The 18739-nt window shown below is 71.9% G+C and carries 15 protein-coding genes; 4 read left to right on the forward strand and 11 right to left on the reverse strand.

Going from position 1 to position 18739, the window contains the following annotated elements; all coding sequences use genetic code 11:
- Positions 1-257 precede the first annotated feature (257 nt).
- Complete coding sequence (locus AN215_RS14415; protein WP_070013518.1) at positions 258-1265, reverse strand: stage II sporulation protein M; 1008 nt, start codon at positions 1263-1265, stop codon at positions 258-260.
- Positions 1266-1342: 77 nt separating this feature from the next.
- Between AN215_RS14415 and AN215_RS14420 the strand changes: the two genes are divergently transcribed.
- Positions 1343-2296 carry an RDD family protein gene (locus AN215_RS14420; protein ID WP_070013517.1) on the forward strand — a complete coding sequence of 318 codons (954 nt, stop codon included), beginning with the start codon at positions 1343-1345 and terminating at the stop codon, positions 2294-2296.
- A 43-nt stretch (positions 2297-2339) separates the two neighbouring features.
- Here AN215_RS14420 and AN215_RS14425 read toward each other — a convergent pair whose 3' ends face one another.
- The 8 genes from AN215_RS14425 to AN215_RS14455 all read right to left on the reverse strand — a co-directional run bounded on the left by AN215_RS14425 (position 2340) and on the right by AN215_RS14455 (position 11241).
- A complete protein-coding gene (locus AN215_RS14425) occupies positions 2340-2954 on the reverse strand; it encodes a hypothetical protein (protein WP_070013516.1) in 615 nt (204 codons plus the stop codon).
- A gap of 130 nt (positions 2955-3084) precedes the next feature.
- Positions 3085-4542 (reverse strand): adenosylhomocysteinase, encoded by a 1458-nt coding sequence (gene ahcY / locus AN215_RS14430; RefSeq protein WP_070013515.1) that lies wholly within the window; start codon positions 4540-4542, stop codon positions 3085-3087.
- 433 nt (positions 4543-4975) lie between these two features.
- Complete coding sequence (locus AN215_RS14435) at positions 4976-5908, reverse strand: cation diffusion facilitator family transporter (protein WP_070013514.1); 933 nt, start codon at positions 5906-5908, stop codon at positions 4976-4978.
- A 135-nt stretch (positions 5909-6043) separates the two neighbouring features.
- Positions 6044-7285, reverse strand: coding sequence for a mannose-6-phosphate isomerase, class I (gene manA / locus AN215_RS14440; RefSeq protein WP_070013513.1), 1242 nt, complete (start codon positions 7283-7285; stop codon positions 6044-6046).
- A gap of 103 nt (positions 7286-7388) precedes the next feature.
- A complete protein-coding gene (locus tag AN215_RS14445; protein ID WP_070013512.1) occupies positions 7389-8732 on the reverse strand; it encodes an SIS domain-containing protein in 1344 nt (447 codons plus the stop codon).
- Between the two features lie 210 nt (positions 8733-8942).
- On the reverse strand, positions 8943-9116 hold the full coding sequence (locus tag AN215_RS28655) for a Trm112 family protein (protein WP_079123046.1): 174 nt from the start codon (positions 9114-9116) through the stop codon (positions 8943-8945).
- A 192-nt stretch (positions 9117-9308) separates the two neighbouring features.
- On the reverse strand, positions 9309-10673 hold the full coding sequence (locus AN215_RS14450) for a phosphomannomutase/phosphoglucomutase (RefSeq protein ID WP_070013511.1): 1365 nt from the start codon (positions 10671-10673) through the stop codon (positions 9309-9311).
- A 169-nt stretch (positions 10674-10842) separates the two neighbouring features.
- On the reverse strand, positions 10843-11241 hold the full coding sequence (locus AN215_RS14455; protein WP_070013510.1) for a DUF3499 domain-containing protein: 399 nt from the start codon (positions 11239-11241) through the stop codon (positions 10843-10845).
- A gap of 317 nt (positions 11242-11558) precedes the next feature.
- Here AN215_RS14455 and AN215_RS14460 point away from each other — a divergent pair, with 317 nt between their 5' ends.
- The 3 genes from AN215_RS14460 to AN215_RS14470 all read left to right on the forward strand — a co-directional run bounded on the left by AN215_RS14460 (position 11559) and on the right by AN215_RS14470 (position 13181).
- Positions 11559-12035, forward strand: a complete 477-nt coding sequence (locus tag AN215_RS14460; protein WP_070013509.1) for a metallopeptidase family protein — start codon at positions 11559-11561, stop codon at positions 12033-12035.
- Positions 12036-12212: 177 nt separating this feature from the next.
- A complete protein-coding gene (locus AN215_RS14465; protein ID WP_079123047.1) occupies positions 12213-12539 on the forward strand; it encodes an ArsR/SmtB family transcription factor in 327 nt (108 codons plus the stop codon).
- A gap of 30 nt (positions 12540-12569) precedes the next feature.
- Positions 12570-13181, forward strand: a complete 612-nt coding sequence (locus AN215_RS14470; protein WP_070013507.1) for an SRPBCC family protein — start codon at positions 12570-12572, stop codon at positions 13179-13181.
- A gap of 6 nt (positions 13182-13187) precedes the next feature.
- Here the strand turns inward: AN215_RS14470 and AN215_RS14475 are convergent, their stop codons facing one another.
- Both AN215_RS14475 and AN215_RS14480 read right to left on the reverse strand, forming a co-directional pair.
- Complete coding sequence (locus tag AN215_RS14475) at positions 13188-14756, reverse strand: DUF5719 family protein (protein ID WP_070013506.1); 1569 nt, start codon at positions 14754-14756, stop codon at positions 13188-13190.
- The gene (locus AN215_RS14480) at positions 14753-18586 is read right to left on the reverse strand and encodes a glycosyltransferase family 2 protein (RefSeq protein ID WP_070031181.1); all 3834 of its coding nucleotides are present in this window, start codon (positions 18584-18586) and stop codon (positions 14753-14755) included. The genes AN215_RS14475 and AN215_RS14480 overlap by 4 nt, the downstream gene beginning before the upstream one ends.
- Positions 18587-18739 lie beyond the last annotated feature (153 nt).

The raw sequence follows: 18739 nt of genomic DNA on the forward strand, positions 1-18739 counted from the left end.
ACAACCCTGCCACAGGCCACTCCGGGCGCTTCCCTCTCGGTGAACCCGACACTATCAGAGCTGATCCGACAGTGAATCGGGGGGTGCTTCTTACCGGCGATATCGAAATTCGGAACGCGGTAGGAAGCGGAACGGATACCGACTCTCGCCACGGGTTCGTCGAACTCCGGCGACTTGTCGGATCCTTCACCGCGGAGACCGTTCAACCGGCTCCGCAGCGGCGAGAACAGTAACAGGCCGCCACGTGCGGATGCACATCAGGCGGCCGTGGGCACCGGAGCCGGGCGGTCGTGAGCGGAGACGTCGCCCGTCTCCCCGGCCCGAGCGGCACGCCCTCCGAGGACGTAGACGTAAGCCAGGAACAGGAGTTCGCTGACGACGCCGATGGTGATGCGGGCCCACGTGGGAAGTCCTGACGGGGTCACGAAGCCCTCGATGACACCTGAGACGAACAGCACCGCCGCCAGCCCGATGGCCATGCCGATCGCTGAACGTCCTTCTGCGGCAAGCGCGGCGCGGCGGCTGCGCGGGCCCGGATCGATGACCGTCCAGCCCAGCCGCAGTCCCGTGCCCGCGGCCACGAAGACCGCGGTGAGTTCGAGAATCCCGTGCGGAAGGATGAGTCCGAGGAAGGTGTCGAGCCGGCCCGCCGACTCCATCAGGCCGATGCCGATGCCGAGGTTGAGCATGTTCTGGAAGAGGACCCACAGCACCGGGATTCCGAGCAGGGCGCCGAACGCCAGGCAGACGGCGGCGGCTTGGGCGTTGTTCGTCCACACCTGCGCCGCGAAGGAAGTGGCGGGGTGGCTGGAGTAGTACGACTCGTACTGGCCGCCCGGCTTTGTCATCTCCCGCAGTTCGTCCGGGGCGGCGATCGTCGAACGCACCTCCGGGTGTGTGCCGATCCACCATCCGATGAGGGCGGCGACCACGACGGACAGCAGTGCGACCGGCACCCACCAGTGCCGGCTGCGGTACACGGCGGCGGGGAAACCTGCGGCGAAGAAGTGCGCGGCGTCGCTCCACGAGGCCTTCCGTGGACCCGTCACGGCGCTGCGCGCGCGTGCTACGAGGGACGTGAGGCTCCCGGCCAGCGCCGGATCGGGGGCGCTCGACTGGACCTGGGAGAGGTGGGTGGAGGTGCGCTGGTAGAGCGTGACGAGTTCGTCCGCCTCCTGCCCGGAGAGCCGGCGCCGGCGGCGCAGCAGTTCGTCCAGCCGGTCCCACTCCGCCCTGTGCGCGGAGACGAAGACATCCAGATCCATGGTGAGAGCTTGGCAGACGGCTCGGGGCGGACGGCAGACTGTGCCGAAGGAGACCGACGGCTGGGAGCGGAGGCACGGTGAGCGAGCTCGTGACGGGAGATGCCGTCGTACTGGGTCTGCGGCCGGCGCGGCTGCCGACCCGGGCGCTGGCCGTCTTCATCGACCTGGTGCTCGCCTGGGCCGTCTATCTGGCCGTCTCGATGGCGCTGCTGACCGCCGTCAGCTCGCTGGACGACGCGGCGCTGGCCGCTGTGCAGGTGGCGCTGTTCCTGCTGGTGCTGGTGGGTGTTCCGGTCGCGGTGGAGACGCTGAGCCGCGGCAAGTCTGCGGGCAAGCTGCTGTGCGGTCTGAGGGTGCTGCGGGAGGACGGCGGGCCGGTCCGCTTCCGGCACGCCCTGGTGCGCGGGGCGATCGGGGTCATCGAGATCCAGATCTTCTTCGGCGTCGTGGCCTGCGCGGCTTCGCTCGTCTCGGCCCGCGGACGGCGGCTGGGCGATGTGTTCGCCGGGACTCTCGTCGTACGGGAGAGGGTTCCGGACGCGAGCGGAGCGCCCGCTCCGCCTCCCCCCGCATGGCTGGCCGGGAGCTTCGGGGAGCTGGACCTGTCGCGGGTTCCGGGCGGTCTCTGGCTGGCCGTACGGCAGTATCTGATGCGCGCAGGGCAGCTGGACGAGGCCGTGAGCCGTTCCATGGCGGAGCAGCTCGCCTCCGATCTCGTGTCGTGTACGGGCGTTCCGGCGCCGTACGGCGTGCCCGCCGCGGCGTATCTGGCGGGTGTCGTCGCGGAGCGGCAGGCCAGGGAGGCACAGCGGACCTTCGGCCCGCACGGGGTCGCGTCTCCTTCGGGGCCGTTCCCGTCCGCCGCCTCCCCCGGAGGGCCCACGGCGGCGCCTGGCGGGCAGCAGTCCGGCGGGCACCCGTGGGTGCCCGTCTCGGGGCCGCCCGCGGCCGCGCAGCCGGTGCCGCCCGTGGAGGCTCAGGAGAGGGTGCCCGAGGCTCCTCGCAGTACGGGCTTCGTACCGCCGTCGTAGAGCGCGGTGCGGTGAGAGGCGGCCTCATGGCTCCGGCGGCCGTTCAGCCGAAGCCGGAGGGTGGTGACTCCAGCTCCTCCAGTTCGATGCCCGGGGCGGCGAGGACGACGTCGCCGGCGATGTGGACGGGGTGCTGTTCACCGGTGTCGACCTCTGCGACCTGGTAGTTCCCGACCACGAGGGCGCCGTTGTCAGTGGCGTGTGTTTCAGTACCGGTCAGCGTCCACGACTGGTCGAGGGTGCGCGGAGCGAGTACGGGGGGTGTGAGGGCGACGAGGCGGACGCGGACGGCGGGCCCGCCGGCGGCCGGCCGCAGCAGCCGGGACGTCGCGACGAGGAAGGCGGGGGATGCGCCGGCGAAGGAGTGGGCTGCGGCGTTGCCCTCCTGAGCGTGTTCGCCGGCCGGGTCGCTACGGACCCAGGTGACCCCGTCCAGGACGGCTCCGCGCACCTGCCAGCCCCCGGCGTGGAGTTCGAGCCGGACCGGACGGCCGAGTTCGTCGATGGCCAGGTCGACGGAGCCCGCGTGGTCGCCGGAAGGGGCGGTGATCTGCGAGACGTAACGCCAACCGGAGGGACCGGTGGCGCAGTGGAAGTGTTCGTCGCCGAGGGGGGTGCGATCGTGCGGGTCGTGGAGCGAATACCGGCCGCGTGGCATGCGTGGACTCTACGTGCGAGCCGTGAGGGCAAGCCGAAGGCCCCCGCCGCGGGGGCAGGGGCCTCGGCCTCGTTCAGGGGTGCCCGCCGGCGCCCCGGGTGAGGGAGCGGACGCGGCGGGCGGCCGCCTGTCAGTACCGGTAGTGGTCCGGCTTGTACGGGCCTTCGACGGGGACGCCGATGTAGTCGGCCTGGTCCTTGCGGAGCGTCGTGAGCCTCACGCCGAGCGCGTCCAGGTGCAGACGGGCGACCTTCTCGTCGAGGTGCTTCGGCAGCACGTAGACGTCGGTCGGGTAGGCGTCGGTCTTCGTGAACAGCTCGATCTGGGCGATCGTCTGGTTCGCGAAGCTGTTGGACATCACGAACGAGGGGTGCCCGGTCGCGTTGCCCAGGTTCAGCAGACGGCCCTCGGACAGCACGATGAGCACCTTGCCGTCCGCGAAGGTCCAGGTGTGCACCTGCGGCTTGAGCTCTTCCCGGACCACGCCCTTGATCTCGGCGAGGCCGGCCATGTCGATCTCGTTGTCGAAGTGACCGATGTTGCCCACGATGGCCTGGTGCTTCATCCGGGCCATGTCCGAGGCCATGATGATGTCCTTGTTGCCCGTGGTGGTGATGAAGATGTCCGCCGTCTCGACGACGTCCTCGAGGGTCACCACCTGGTAGCCGTCCATCGCGGCCTGGAGCGCGCAGATCGGGTCGATCTCGGTGATCAGGACGCGGGCGCCCTGACCGCGCAGCGAGTCCGCACAGCCCTTGCCGACGTCGCCGTAGCCGAAGACCACGGCGGTCTTGCCGCCGATGAGGACGTCGGTGGCGCGGTTGATGCCGTCGATCAGCGAGTGGCGGCAGCCGTACTTGTTGTCGAACTTCGACTTCGTGACGGAGTCGTTGACGTTGATCGCCGGGAAGAGGAGCGAACCGTCCTGGTGCATCTCGTACAGACGGTGCACGCCGGTGGTGGTCTCCTCGGTCACACCGCGGATCTCGGAGGCCAGCTGGGTCCACTTCTGCGGGCTCTCCCGCAGGGTGCGGTTCAGCAGCTCCAGGACCACCCGGTGCTCGTCGTTGTCCGCGGTGTCGACGGACGGGGCCGCGCCCGCCTTCTCGTACTCGACGCCCTTGTGCAGGAGGAGGGTGGCGTCACCGCCGTCGTCGAGGATCATGTTCGGTCCGCCGGTGGCGGCGCCGGGCCAGGTGAGGGCCTGCTCGGTGCACCACCAGTACTCCTCCAGCGTCTCGCCCTTCCAGGCGAAGACCGGGACGCCCCGGGGGTTGTCCGGGGTGCCGTCGGGACCCACCACTGCGGCCGCCGCGGCGTGGTCCTGGGTGGAGAAGATGTTGCAGGACGCCCAGCGGACCTCTGCGCCCAGGGCGGTCAGGGTCTCGATCAGGACGGCCGTCTGCACGGTCATGTGGAGCGACCCGGTGATGCGGGCCCCGGTCAGGGGCTTGTCGGCGGCGTACTCCTTGCGGATCGCCATCAGGCCGGGCATCTCGTGCTCGGCCAGGCTGATCTCCTTGCGGCCGAAGGCCGCAAGTGAAAGGTCCGCGACCTTGAAGTCCTGGCCGGTGGAGGTCGTCGTCATGCGAGCTGCTCTCCTCGATGTCGAGGTCATGGCTGACAGGTCCGTGCTGCGGCGCTCGGGCTCCGTGTGCGGTGCCTGCACTGCGTAACGCACCACAGCGCACACGGGCACACTGATCCCTTGCTCGCAGCCCAGTCCGTCGGAGGCCCTCTCTCCCTCGGTGGCCCGCGGGGCGGGCCGGCCGATCTGCCATCAGCAGCGACGTCTGTGCACTACGAAGTTACACCGCTCGTCCAGTCGAACGGATTGCTCACGGTGCGGGCAAGGGCGGACCTGGTCGGATTTCGGCCGCACAGTGCGCGCAGTTGTGCCGATGCCCAACAGTGGGCCCTTCCACACCTCTGGGCATAATTTGACAAACGGCGCGAAGTGATGCATTTCCCGCTGCGGCGGAGGGAGTTCAGCGACGAGCGAACGCGGACAATGCGGACGATCAGCTCGACGGAGCCGACGCCTCCGGCCGGTAGATGTCCGGCTCCAGATAGATCACACGCGCGCTCGGCACGGCCGCCCGGATGCGGTCCTCCGCCGCGTCGATCGCGCTCGCGATCTCGCCCGCGGTGTCGTCGTGCTGCACCGCCACCTTGGCGGCGACCAGCAGTTCCTCGGGGCCCAGGTGCAGGGTCCGCATGTGGATGATCCTCGTCACGGTCTCGCCGTCGACGAGCGCGGAGCGGATCTTCTCCCTCTCCTCCGGATCGGCCGACTCACCCAGCAGCAGCGACTTGGTCTCCGCCGCCAGGACGATCGCGATCACCACCAGGAGCACGCCGATGCACAGGGTGCCGATGCCGTCCCAGACGCCGTCGCCCGTGATGAGTGCGGCGCTGACGCCGAAGAGGGCGAGGACGAGACCGACGAGCGCGCCGAGGTCCTCCAGCAGGACGATCGGCAGCTCGGGTGCCTTGGCGCGCCGCACGAACTGGCCCCAACTGAGCTTGCCGCGTACCTCGTTGGACTCCTTGATGGCGGTGCGGAAGGAGAAGATCTCGGCGATGATCGCGAAGACCAGGACGCCGACCGGCCAGTACCAGTCCCCGAGCGCGTGCGGGTGCTTGATCTTCTCGTAGCCCTCGTAGAGGGCGAAGACGCCACCGATGGTGAACAGGACTATGGAGACCAGGAAGCCGTAGATGTAGCGCTCACGGCCGTAGCCGAAGGGGTGCTCCTCGCTCGCGTCCTTCTTGGCCTTCTTGCCGCCGACCAGCAGCAGGGCCTGGTTCCCGGCGTCGGCGACAGAGTGCACGCTCTCCGCGAGCATTGAGGACGAGCCGCTGAAGATCCAGGCGACGAACTTGGCCACTGCGATGGCCGTGTTCGCGCCCAGCGCGGCGATGATCGCCTTCGAACCGCCTGATGCACTCATACGAGTCGGTCGTCCCTCTCTCGGTGGTACGCGTGGTCCCGGTGGTACGCGTGGTTTCGGTGATGCGCGTGAACCCGCGCTGTCGTGGATGCCTTCCGCCCGTGGCTGTCCTCCACGGCCCCACGGGTGTGCGCGTCAGACATCCACTGTGGCCCGGAAGAGCGTACCGTCACCCGTCATCGCGACCCGCTCGCCCGCCGGTACGTACGCGGACTGGCCGCGCCGCAGAGGCAGTTCGCCCCCTTCGTCCTGTCCGGCGGCGCCGCGCAGCACGACGTGACCGGCCGTGCACAGCAGGATCTGCGGCGTACGGGCGTCGACGGGGCCCACCGCCGCGCCCGGTGCGACGACGTAGCGGGAGAGGCGGAACTCGCCGATGGGGACCTCGTACAGCTCCTCGCCTCCCGGGCCGGCTTCGGGGCGCAGAACAGCCGGTTCGCCCGGCTCGAAGCGGACGATCCGCAGCAACTCCGGTACGTCGACGTGCTTCGGGGTCAGGCCGCAGCGCAGCACGTTGTCGGAGTTGGCCATGATCTCCACGCCGAGGCCGCTCAGATAGGCGTGCGGCACTCCCGCGCCGAGGTAGAGGGCCTCACCCGGGTGCAGACGTACGTGGTTGAGCAGCATTGCCGCGATGACGCCGGGGTCGCCCGGGTAGTGGTGGGCGAGCGAGGCGCAGACGGCGTACGCACCGGCGCGGGCGCGGGCCGGGGTGCCGCCTTCCGCATCGTCGCCCCCCGCGTCGGCGAGGCGGGCCGCGGCCCGTGCGGCCTCTTCGACCGTGGCGGCGATCTCGTGCCGGTCGGCGGTGAGTACGGCGGTCAGGACCTCGCGCAGTGCCGCGCTCTCGGGGCTGGCCCGCAGGATGTCCACGTACGGCTTGAGCGCGTCCACGTCCAGCCCGGCCAGCAGATCCGCCGCGTCCCTCGCCCGCCGGAACCCGCAGAGACCGTCGAAGTCCGTGAGCGCGCAGATGAGTTCGGGCTTGTGGTTGGTGTCCTTGTAGTTGCGCTCGGGTGCGTTGACGGGGACGCCGCGCGCCTCCTCGTCGGCGAAGCCCTGCCGCGCCTGCTCCCGGTCCGGGTGTACCTGGAGCGACAGCGGCGAGGCGGCAGCGAGCAGCTTCAGCAGGAACGGCAGACGCGGTCCGAAGGCGCGTACGGCCTCGGGGCCCAACTCCCCTTCGGGGTCGGCCGCGACGACGTCCGTCAGCGACTGCTCACCGTCGGCGCGGGCGACGGTCGAGGGGGCTCCCGGGTGGGCGCCCATCCACAGCTCGGCCTGCGGTTCGCCGGTGGCCGGCGTCCCGAGGAACTCGGGGATGGCTGAGATCGAGCCCCATGCGTAGGGCCTGACTGTGTTGCTGAGGCGGTCCATGCGGTGGTGCTTCGCTTCCTTACGGCAACTGCGGGGACGAGGACGGTGAGTCGAGGGGCGGGGAGCGGGGACGGGAAGGGCGACGCTTACGGCGACGGCGCCGTTACGGCGACGATGATGCGCCGCCGTCGGCCAGCGCGAGGTAAACGGCGGCGAAATCCACGGTGGCGATCAGCTCGGCGGCGGCCTCCAGAGGACCACTGCCCTCGGCGGGTTCGAGTTCGCCGAGCGGGACGTCGTTCGCGTACGCCAGGTCCCGTGCGGCCACGACGGCGGAGTCCCCGGACGGGGCACGGTCACGCAGCAGCAGGATCCGGGCATGCAGCGATTCCGGCTCGTCGACGCGGTCGCGGAAGAAGTCGTCCGGGTCGGAGCCCGCGGCGAGCGTGCCGGAGAGCAGCGCGCCGTGTGCCGCCATCGCCTCGGGAAGTGCGGCGGGCAGGGCGGGGACGCCGGGGAGCGCGGCGAAGGTGCTCGCGCTGTGCCGTGCGACAGCGCCCGCGAGAGGCCCCTCGCTCCACAACAGCGGGAAGGTTCCGGCTAGTTCGGTGGCGAGCGATTTCGCGGGGTTGCTGTACGTGGCCACGGCGGGGCCACAGCGTTCCGCGACCTGGTCGAGCCGGTCGGCCAGCGACGCCAGTGCGGCCTCGGGGGCGGCGAACAGACCGAGGCGGTCGGAGAGCACGAGGAGCGGCGTCAGCAGGGTCCACAGGAGGCCGGGCGCGGCCGTCGTCCGCGGCCCGGCGGGCGACGGATGCGGTGCGGCGGGCGTCGGATGGGGTACGGCGGGTACTTCGGCGCCGTCCGGGCCCCGGCTCTCCGGCGCACCCGTGGGGTGCGCCGCGGCCGCGTGGTCGTCCCCGTCGCCGTAGGCGTGCCCCGTGTCGTACCCGGGGACGTCGTCGCCCGCGTCCGTGGGTCCGCGTCGGCCCGGGGAGCCGTCCCGCCCCGCGGGCGCCGGCGCCGCGAGGGGCACCGTCAGCCCGTGCGTCTCCCCCGTCATCTCCGCGACAGGGGAACCGGACCTGCAGAGCGTCACGACGGTGCACCCGCGCCTGTACGCCTGCTCGATCAGCGCCGTCAGACCGGCCTCGGACCCGTCCGGCGTCGTCACCAGCAGCAGATCGAGCGAACCGGCCCAGCCGGGCAGGGCCCAGCGCAGCGCACCCGGCGCGGCCAGGGCGCCGGTGGGACGCAGCAGTGTGACGGGGACCGCGTCGTTGCCGAACGCCCCGAGAAGTTCCGCGGCGCAGGCCGTCGCCGGACCGGGACCGGCGACGAAGATCGCACGCGGCCGCCCGTCCGGCCGCAGCGCCGCCAGCGTCTCGGTGGCCTGGCGCATCGCCGTACGTACACGGGCTCCTGCTTCGGCTGTGCCGCGCAGCAGCGCCTCGGTGTCCGCGCGGGCGAGGGCCTCTGGAGAGTCGAGCAGTGACTCGTCGAGCATCTTCCGGAGCCTCCGATCGGCTGCTGGACGACGAGCTGCCCGCGCCGTGTGGTGGGTGAAGGGGCGTGTTGCCGGGGACGGGACGGACGGGCCGCCCTTCGGTTCGGCCGGGACGGACGGGCCGCCCTTCGGTTCGGTCGGTGCGTTCGGCCGGGGCCCCTCAGCCGGGGTCGTCCGGCGGGGCCCGTCAGCCGGGGTCGTTCACCTCGTTCAGCCGGGGCGGCGCGCCTCGTCCACCAGAAGAACCGGAATCCCGTCGCGCACCGGGTAGGCGAGCCCGCACTCGGTGCCGCCCGTGCAGACCAGCTCCTCGGCCTCCTCACGGAGCGGCGAGTGGCACGCCGGGCAGGCGAGGATCTCCAGAAGACCGGCTTCGAGCGGCATGGGTTGTCCCTTTCGGACGCGGGGCGCGGCTGGCGGCCAAGCGTACCGCCGGGCGCCCGGCCCCCGCCCGCGGGCTTCGGGGCCGTCGACGGGTGCGCCCGGCCCCTCTCGGGTCCGGACGTGGGAAGGGTGATCCCGGCCGTGCAGGGGTGAAGGCTGCGGTGGCGGCGAGGGCGGCTGTGGGGGAATCCCCTACGCCCGCACGATGGCGAGGACCTCGTCCCGCACCGCGTCCGCCGTCGCCTGGTCGCGTGCCTCGACGTTCAGCCGCAGCAGCGGTTCCGTGTTGGAGGCCCGCAGGTTGAACCACCAGTCGGCGGCGGTGACCGTCAGCCCGTCCAGCTCGTCGGTCTCGACGTCTTCCCGGTCCTGGTAGGCCGCCCTGACCGCTGAGGCGCGCCCGGCCTGGTCGTCGACCCGGCTGTTGATCTCACCGGAGGAGGCGTAGCGGTCGTACTCCGCGACGAGCCCGGACAGCGGCCCCTGCTGACCGCCCAGCGCGGCGAGTACGTGGAGTGCCGCGAGCATGCCCGTGTCCGCGTTCCAGAAGTCGCGGAAGTAGTAGTGCGCGGAGTGCTCACCGCCGAAGATCGCGCCGGTGCGCGCCATTTCGGCCTTGATGAAGGAGTGCCCGACGCGCGTGCGTACGGGCGTGCCGCCGTTCTCCCGTACGACCTCGGGCACGGACCACGACGTGATCAGGTTGTGGATGACGGCGGAGCCGGGCGACTTGGCGAGTTCGCGTGCGGCGACGAGTGCGGTGATCGCCGACGGCGGGACGGGGTCGCCCTTCTCGTCGACGACGAAGCAGCGGTCGGCGTCGCCGTCGAAGGCCAGCCCGATGTCCGCACCGGTCTTCCGCACACGCTGCTGCAGGTCGACGATGTTCTTCGGATCGAGCGGATTGGCCTCGTGGTTGGGGAAGGTGCCGTCCAGGTCGAAGTACATGGCGTCCAGTTGGAGCGGCAGGCCCTCGAACACCGTGGGAACGGTGTGGCCTCCCATGCCGTTGCCCGCGTCCACGACGACGGACAGCGGCCGGATGGAGGTCAGATCGACGAGCGTGCGCAGGTGCTCGGCGTAGTCGGAGAGCACGTCGCGTTCGCCGATCGTCCCTTCGGACACGTTCTCCCCGCGCTGCGGGGGGCCCGACTCGGCCCAGCTCTCGACGAGTTCGCGGATCTCGGCGAGCCCGCTGTCCTGGCCGACGGGCAGCGCGCCCGCGCGGCACATCTTGATCCCGTTGTAGCGGGCGGGGTTGTGGCTGGCGGTGAACATCGCACCGGGCAGGCCGAGTTGGCCACTTGCGAAGTAGAGCTGGTCCGTCGAGCACAGGCCGATCTCCGTGACGTCGGCGCCCTGCCGGGCCGCTCCTCGCCCGAACGCCCGTGACAGGCCCGGCGACGAGGGCCGCATGTCGTGCCCCACGACGATCGCGGACGCGTCCGTGACGCGTACGAAAGCGGCTCCGAACAGCTCCGCCAGGGACTCGTCCCACTGGTCCGGCACGACGCCGCGCACGTCGTACGCCTTCACGATCTCCGACAGATCAGCCACGGGACGGCCCTCTCCTGGGTGCTCGGGTTCTCGGTTCTCGACAGCTCACTGAGTGCCCAAACCTACCTGTTGGGAGCGCGGTCTCCGGTGCCGTCGGGGCAGTCGGGCGGGCCGCGTGAGACGGGCCCGGGCCGGGGAGAGGACTTGGCGGGCGGAGCCGGCCGGAGGGTCAGGACTCCGGCGACCTCAGGACGCGGAGATGGCCGCGGCGCGCGACCTCCATCGGATCGGAGTCGCGCCCTCCCGGTCCGCCGACGGCGTCCGAGGGCGCCGCAGCGGACGGATCGCGCCGCGGCGTACGGGCCGCCTCCCGCACGGCGTTGGCGAGCGCTTCGAGATCGTCGCCGCTCGGGCGGGCCGGGCCCGACTCGACGGCGAGGCGCACGACTTCCCATCCGCGGGGGGCGGTCAGACGCTCGGAGTGCTCCGAACACAGGTCGTAGCAGTGCGGTTCGGCGTATGTGGCCAACGGGCCGAGGACGGCGGTGGAGTCCGCATAGACGTACGTCAGCGTCGCGACGGCGGGACGGCCGCAGGCGGTTCGCGAACAGCGACGTACAGGGCTCACGACGATGGACCGTACCGCACTCTTGAGCGGCCTGCGACGACTCTCCTTGACGTCACTCCGTCGTGTCGTCCCGGTTGGCCGGAAACACCTGATCTGCGGGAAAGCAAGAGCGCCGACACCCTTGCGCCCGGGGAGAGTCGGGGATCTCACACGAAGCGGTCGGGAGTCGTCCCGAACAGGAAGATGGTCGCGAGATCACCGGTCGCGAGAGATACACGAAGCGACCCGAAAGACCCTGAGACCGATCACTCTGTGACACGGCCGGGAATGTCCCTGTGACCGCGGTTCCCGGCCGCCCGGCCGCTAGGCTCATGACGATGAACAGCCCCGTACCGCCTCGCGGTCCCGGCCGGGCCGACGGGCCCGGTGACTCCGAGCACGGACCGCGCCGCCGCGACCGTCACGGGCGCGGCATGCGCGGACCCGTCGCACCGCCCCAAGTACCCCTCGCCGTCAGCCGTTCGGAAGCCTTCGACGATCTGGTGCGCGATTCGGTCAGCAGGCTTGAGCGGCGCTGGCCGCAGCTCACCGGCGTGGAGTTCGCGGTGCAGGAGGTGCCGCGCGGCGACGACGGCGAAGCCGACGAACAATCCGAGGCAGTGCCGCTCGGACGGGTCGCCGAGTCGAAGGCCGGGCGGCCCGACCGGATCGTCGTCTACCGCCGCCCCGTCGAGATCCGCACGCGCAACCGCGACGAGCGGGCGCTGCTGGTGCACGAGGTCGTCGTGGAGCAGGTCGCCGAACTGCTGGGCCTCTCACCGGAGTCGGTCGATCCCCGTTACGGGCAGGATTAGGGCGCCGGCGACCTCGCGGCGCAGGCACCGGAGTTGGACACGCCGCGCTGCCACGCGACCACTCGACGCATCGACGGCCCGGCATGTCCGCGGTCGTCCTCGCAGGCATGCTCGCGAGTACCGACCCGAGCTTATATTCCTTGACACGTATATACGCGAGTAGGCATATTGGCTTCCGTGACGGATGCCACGTGGACGGCACTGGCCGATCCCCATCGGCGGGCGATGCTCGACGTGCTGCGCGTACGCGCGTGTGCGGTGGGCGAGATCGTCGACGAACTGGGCTTCACACAGCCGACGACGTCCAAGCATCTGAGGGTTCTGCGCGAGGCAGGCCTGGTGAGGGTGCGCACCCACGCACAACGGCGCATCTATTCGGTCGACCTCGAGCAGATGGCTGAACTCGACGCGTGGCTGGCCCCGTTCCGGCAGCTGTGGAACGAACGGCTCGACGCGCTCGGCGAGCACCTCGACAGGAGCGAGGACGAGGCCAAGGGCAAGTGAGCCCAGGAGCACGAGAGCAGGGAGCAAGTCATGGACCATGGAAGCTACTTCAAGTACGAGGGCCGCCCGGCGGTACGGTTCCAGCGGACCTACCCGCACCCCGCCGAACGGCTGTGGGCAGCGGTGACCGAGTCCGGGGAACTGGCGCACTGGTTCCCCAGCGCCGTGCGCATGGACACCTACGCGGGCGGAAAGATCGAGTTCTCCGGCGACCCCGGAATCGAAGCGTCCACGGGCACCGTCCTCGTCTACGAGCCTCCGCGCCGTCTCGCATACACCTGGGGCGGCGACGAACTGCACTTCGAAATCGAGCCTGTTGACGACACGGCCTGCACCCTCACGCTGATCAACGTACTGGAGGCGGAGGACACCGCCGCACGCAACGCCGCCGGATGGACCGTGTGCCTGGCCGAACTCGGCAAGAGCCTCACGGGCGCGACCACGCATGGCCCGCACAGTGAATCCGCCCGGCCCTGGCGTCCCCTCTACGAGGAGTACGTGGCGGCCGGCATGCCCTCGGGCGCCCCGATCCCCGGCGATTCCGGTTCCGGGTCCGGGTCCGGTTCCGGGTCCGGGTCCGGGTCCGGGTCCGGGTCCGGGTCCGGGTCCGGCGCGGGGGACCGGTCCGCGGACGGGATCTGAGCGGGCTCAGCCGCCGTCCGTCAGCACCGAAAGGTCCTGCCCCGATTCGGGGACCAGCACCTTGCCCCGGTCGTCCGGCAGCGTCTGCACGGTGAACGCGGGCAGCTTGCCCTTCTTCGCCTCCAGCATCCGCGAGGCGTACAACTGCCCGCCCGAGAGCCGCTCGACGGTCACCGCGTAGCCGCCCTTGACGCCCTTGGGCCGGGGCGGTTCGAAGGACTTGGTCGTCTTCCCCTTGACCGTGTACGTCTGGCTGACGGGGCTGCCGCCCTCGCTGCCCGCCGAGGCCGTCACACGCACCTTCACCGCCTTGCCGGTGGCCGTGAGCGAGAGCTTGGAGCCCTTCTCGCGGTTGTCGGCGGCGGTGGCGCGGTCGGTGAGGGGCGCGGTGCCGGGGATGAAGGCCGTCTCCTGGTTCTTCCCCTTGCCCCGGGTCACCCGCAGCGCGGCGACGACCGGCGTCGCGTCGCTCCCGCCCTCGGTCGGGGAGAGGACGAGCGAGCCCGCCTCCCCCTTGGTGAGGTCCTTGAGATCGACGGCGGTGGTCATGCCGCCGCGCACATGCAGCGTCTCGTGGCCGGCCGGGGTGATCTGCCCGGACGCACCCGCGAACCTGACCTTGAGATCCGCGTCGTTCTCACCGGCCGCGAGCACGACCAGCCGTACGGCCGTGGCGTCACCGGGAATGCCCGGCAGCACGACGCCCGGGCCGGGGTCGGCGACGGAGGACACCCAGTCGCCGCCCACCTTCTCGTCCACCGCCTGCAGCTGCGCGCCCACGCGCCCGGCACGTGCCACGACGTGGACGCCGAGATTGGTCACCGGCTCGGGTGTGAGCGTGGAGAGGAGCACGGGCACGGTCGAACGCGGCGGGACGGTGATGCCCTCACCGGTCTCGGAGCCCACGCGGCCCTTCTTGCCGTACAGGTTCAGGTCGACGACGGCGCTGGAGTCGTCGGGGTTCGTGAGATGTACGTAGTCCTGCCGCGCCTTGTCCGTGCTCGCGCCCGGGAACCAGAAGTCGGTGTCGGGCACGGTGCAAGCCGTCCCCTGCATTCCGCGCCCCGCCCCGACGGCGACGTCCGTCGTCTGCTGCACCGTCCAGCCGGGAGCCAGGCCGCCGTCGGCGGAGCCGAACATGGCTGAGCCCGGGGCATTGGAATCGGCCGTCACGGGCTTGCCCGGCCCGCGCAACGGGGCGAACGGCTTCGGCTCGGGCTCCTCCTTGCCGCCGTCCCTGTCCTTGCCGTCCTTGCCGCCCTTGCCGTCGTCGCCCTTGTCCTTGTCCTTGCCGGACTCGTCGTCGGAGCCGCCGGTGTCCGCCTTCTCCGCCGGATACAGCTCGGCGCCGCCCTTCCCCTGACCGCCCTTCGGCGTGAAGGCCGTGTACGTGGTCTCCGCGACGTCGGAGACGCTGGGCTGCGGACAGACCAGCGTGGAACGCTCGACGGGCCTGCGTCCGGCCGCCGCGGCTGCGCCCGACTCCTCGCCGCCCGGCGCCGCGAGCGCCGCGACGCCGGTCAGCGTGGCCAGCGCCGTGGCCGCGCCGATGAGGGTCATGCTCGTGCGGTTCACTGCTGATCGCTCCTGTTGCCGTACCGCGGGTCGTAGCCGTACGGGTCGGCCTGCCCCTCGTACGCGTCGTACTGCCGCGCCGGGTAGCGGTCGCCGTAACCCTGCTCGTATCCCTCGTCGTAGGGCTGCGGGTCCCCGTAGGGCCGCTGCTGCGGGTCGAACGGCGAGGGCTCGTACGACGAGGGGTCGTACCCGGGGGACCCGTACTGTGCGTCGTACTGCGAAGACTCGAACTGCCGCTCGCCGTAAGGCTGTTCATACTCTCGCCCGTACGGCGCCGGCTCGTACTCCTGCCCGTACGGCGTCTGCGCGGGAACGCCCGGACCGCCCGGACCCCCGTGATCACCTGCGGGCACGTCCGGAGCATGGGCCGGGGCCTCGGGCACACCCGCGCTCCCGGGCTCCCCGGCCTCGGCGGCCCGCGCCGCCTCCGCCGCGGCCAGCCTGCGCGCCCGGCGGCCGCCCGCCTCCGCGCCCTGCGCGGGAACAGCCGGAGCCGCAGCCTCCGGAAGGTCGTCGTCCACCTGACGGCGCCGGCCGGGCAGTGCGAGCACGACCACCACGAGCGCCAGGAAGCCCTGCAGCCACAACCACCCGGTGTGCGCCGCGCTCGTCTCGTGAGTGACGTCCAGCCGGCCGCCGCCCGCCGGGAGTTCGAAGCCCTGCGCCCATCCGTCGACGGTCACCGGGTCCAGCGGCCTGCCGTCGAGCGTCGCGCTCCACCCGGGATCGGCGGCGTCCGCCACCCGCAGGATGCGCCCGGACTCCCCCGGCCGCAGATCCGTGTGCACCTCCAGCGGGCCCGCCGCGACGGGGACCGGGTCTGCCTCGTCACCGGCGGCACCACCGCCCTTGCCTGCACCGGCCGGCACCACGGTGACCCGCGAGACCTGACGGTCCACCCTCCACAGCGCGCTGCCGTCCTCCTGGCTGAGCCGTGTCAGCCCGGGCGTCGCGTCCAGTACGCGGCTCATCTGGCGCGGCGCCCCGTCCTGTACGAGCACATAGCGCACCGCGTAGCCGCCGAGCTGCTCCGTCTGGTCGGCACCTGAGCCCGCGACGAGGTTGGCGACCACCCGTTCGAGCCGTGCGTCGTCACCGCCGGCTGCCGCCAGATCACCGTCGCCGAGCCGGGCTCCGGACCCGCGGACGATCGAGTACGAGACGTCGGACGGCGCACGGGAGGCATCGTCCGCCTCGCCGGAGAGCACGAGCGTGCGCGCCTGGTCCCTCGTGTTGCCCTCCTCGGCGACGAATGCCGGCACCTGCACCGGATCACGCCGCGACAGGGGCCCGTCGGCGCCGCCGGCCATCCAGCCCACGGCTGCGACGAGCGGCGCGGCGACGGCGGCCGCGGCGACGACCGCCGCCGCCGGCTGCTTCCAGCCGAAGCTCTGTTCCGCGACTCGTTCCTTGGCGCCCTCGGCGCCCATCACGGCGGCGCACAGCAGCGCCAGCCCGTACACGAGAGTGGCCGGTCCGGCCCAGGCGACGCTGTTGGCCAGCCCCGCGTACAGCAGCCCCACGAGGGCCACGGCCCACGCGGCGCGGATGGCCGGCTGCCGTTCCCCGCGCAGCAGTGCGGCCAGCGCCGCCAGCACCACGCCGATCAGCAGCAGCCCGCCCGCGGCACCGGGCCCGCCCGGCGTCAGGGTGAGCAGACCGAGCGCGTCGCCGGACCCCGCCCCGTACGGCAGCCCCGCCTCGCGGAAGAGGCCGGACGGGCTCATCAGCAGCGACAGCGACCACGGAGCGAGCAGAACCATCGGCGTGACGAGGGCGACGGCGGCGCGCACGGCCGTTCCACGCACAGGCCCGTCGGCCGCGGCCGCACCGCCGAATGCGCCCGGGAAACCCGAGGCACCGGAGCCGCCCGCCCCCGGTTCCCCGCCCACCGTTTCCGCCAGGCCCAGCCGCCGCAGCACGAACAGCACCACGGCCAGCGTCAGCGCGATGAGCCACACCAGCGGCGTGAAGGCGGTCGTCAGGGTCAGCAACAGCGCGTACCCCCACACCGCACGCCACCCGGGCCGCCCCCGCAGACCGCTCACGGCGACGGCTGAACGCGCCAGCAACGGCAGCGTGACCGCCAGTACTGCGGTGCCGATCCGGCCGCCCGCGAGCGCACCCGTCGCGGCGGGCAGGAAGGCGTACGCGACGCTCCCCCAGGCTCGCAGCAGCCGCGACTCCACCAGCGGCCGCGAGGTGAAGTACGCGATGAGACCGGCCAGCGGCACCGAGCAGACCAGCAACAGCGTGAGAGCGAAGCCGGTGCTGCCGAAGAAGACGGTGGCGACCACGGCCACGATCGCCAGGTACGGCGGCGCCGTCTGCGTGCCGCCGATGCCGACGGGGTGCCAGCCGTCGGCGTAACGCCCCCACAGGTCCGACACGTCGGCGGGCGCCGGCAGCAGCGCACCTCCCGCGAGCGCGCCGCTTCCCAGCAGCTCGCGGCACGCGATCAGGGACACCACGAGCAGGACCGCGAAGAGCACCGGTCCCGGCTTGCGCCCGATCTGCTTCAGCCGCGCGAACTGCTCGACCTCCAGATAGTCCGCGTCGTCGTCCCCCGGCCCGGACTCGACGGCGCCGTGCCGGCCCCCGGACGACATGTCCGGTTCCGCGCGGCCGCCGAAGTTGCTGGCGACCTGCTCGGCCGTGGCGCGCACGGTGGCGCCGGGCGGCGGGAAGAGATGCCGCAGTTCGCTGTACGGGACCGCCGGCTTGCCCCGCCTGCGCCGTGCACCGAGGAGCCGCGCGGGCCGCAGCAGCGTCCCGGTCAGCCCCCGCACCTCGTCGAGCGCCTGCCCGGGTGCCTTCCCCACGAGATAGGCGAGCGTGCGCAGCAGCGTCCCGAGCACGAGACGCAGCGTCACCCAGACGAGCTTCGAGGCGGGCACGTTGGCGAGCAGCGTGTAGACGGCTCCGGCCTTGTCGACGCGGTGCGGGCTTGCGCCGCCGCGGGCTCCCCTGCCGACGCAGTCGACGGGGCGCCGCTCACGCGAGGCCGCCTCCGCGTGCCGTACCACCGCGTCGGGGACGATCAGCACCTTGTGCCCGGCGGAGTGCGCACGCCAGCACAGGTCGACGTCGTCGCGCATCAGGGGCAACCGCCGGTCGAAGCCGCCGAGTTGCTCGAAGACGTCCCGCCGGATGAGCATCCCGGCGGTGGAGACCGACAGAACCGTCCGCACCTGGTCGTGCTGCCCCTGGTCCTGCTCGCGCCGTTCGACGCCGGTCCAGCGGCGGCCGCTGTTCGCGATGGAGACCCCGGCTTCCAGCAGCTGCCTGCGGTCGTACCAGCTGCGCAGCTTCGGGCCGACGACGGTGGCACCGGGGTCGGCGTCGACGACCCTCAGCAGCCGTGCCAGCGCGTCCGGTTCGGGAGCGCAGTCGTCGTGCAGCAGCCACAGCCACTGGACGGGCTCACCGTGCGGCAGCTCCGGCATGTCGTACGCGTCGTCGCGCCAGGAACGCGTGACGGGGTCCCAGCCGCTGGGGCGTTTCAGATACGGAAGGTCGTCCGGAGTCGGTACGCGCGCGGTCCGTGCCGCCTCGTCCACGGCCGCGCCGAATCCCGTACGGCGGGCCATGTGCAGCACGCGGTCGGGTCCGAGGGCCTCCGTGAGCAGCTGGGCCGACTCGTCCGCGCTGCCGGTGTCGGCCGTGATGACGTCCTGCACCGGGCGCTCCTGGGAGAGCAGGCCCGACAGCGCCTCGGGCAGCCACCTCGCGCCGTCGTGCGAGACGAGCACGGCGGTGACGACGTGCCGAGGGAACTCAGGTGTGGCCGCCTCGTACTGGGCAGCCGTGTGGCTGTGCACGGACATCGAGGTGCGGGCCCCTCCCCGGGGGTCCGGGGGGCGATCCCCCGAAGACGCTGCTACGGACTCGAAGGCGCACCGCCCGCGAGAGGGCCGCGCACCAAGGACGGGCCACACACTAACGGCTCAGTGCGCACTCACCGTCCGGTCCTGCAAGCA

Source organism: Streptomyces abyssalis (genome assembly GCF_001751365.1).
Lineage (GTDB): Bacteria > Actinomycetota > Actinomycetes > Streptomycetales > Streptomycetaceae > Streptomyces > Streptomyces abyssalis.

What these genes read in the sequence shown, in the direction of transcription:
- manA (WP_070013513.1), bottom strand. Translation starts at nt 7,285, where the DNA reads ATGGACCGCCTCAGCAACACAGTCAGGCCCTACGCATGGGGCTCGATC.
- AN215_RS14415 (WP_070013518.1), bottom strand. Translation starts at nt 1,265, where the DNA reads ATGGATCTGGATGTCTTCGTCTCCGCGCACAGGGCGGAGTGGGACCGG.
- AN215_RS14460 (WP_070013509.1), top strand. Translation starts at nt 11,559, where the DNA reads ATGAACAGCCCCGTACCGCCTCGCGGTCCCGGCCGGGCCGACGGGCCC.
- AN215_RS14435 (WP_070013514.1), bottom strand. Translation starts at nt 5,908, where the DNA reads ATGAGTGCATCAGGCGGTTCGAAGGCGATCATCGCCGCGCTGGGCGCG.
- AN215_RS14425 (WP_070013516.1), bottom strand. Translation starts at nt 2,954, where the DNA reads ATGCCACGCGGCCGGTATTCGCTCCACGACCCGCACGATCGCACCCCC.
- AN215_RS14480 (WP_070031181.1), bottom strand. Translation starts at nt 18,586, where the DNA reads ATGTCCGTGCACAGCCACACGGCTGCCCAGTACGAGGCGGCCACACCT.
- ahcY (WP_070013515.1), bottom strand. Translation starts at nt 4,542, where the DNA reads ATGACGACGACCTCCACCGGCCAGGACTTCAAGGTCGCGGACCTTTCA.
- AN215_RS14470 (WP_070013507.1), top strand. Translation starts at nt 12,570, where the DNA reads ATGGACCATGGAAGCTACTTCAAGTACGAGGGCCGCCCGGCGGTACGG.
- AN215_RS28655 (WP_079123046.1), bottom strand. Translation starts at nt 9,116, where the DNA reads ATGCCGCTCGAAGCCGGTCTTCTGGAGATCCTCGCCTGCCCGGCGTGC.
- AN215_RS14445 (WP_070013512.1), bottom strand. Translation starts at nt 8,732, where the DNA reads ATGCTCGACGAGTCACTGCTCGACTCTCCAGAGGCCCTCGCCCGCGCG.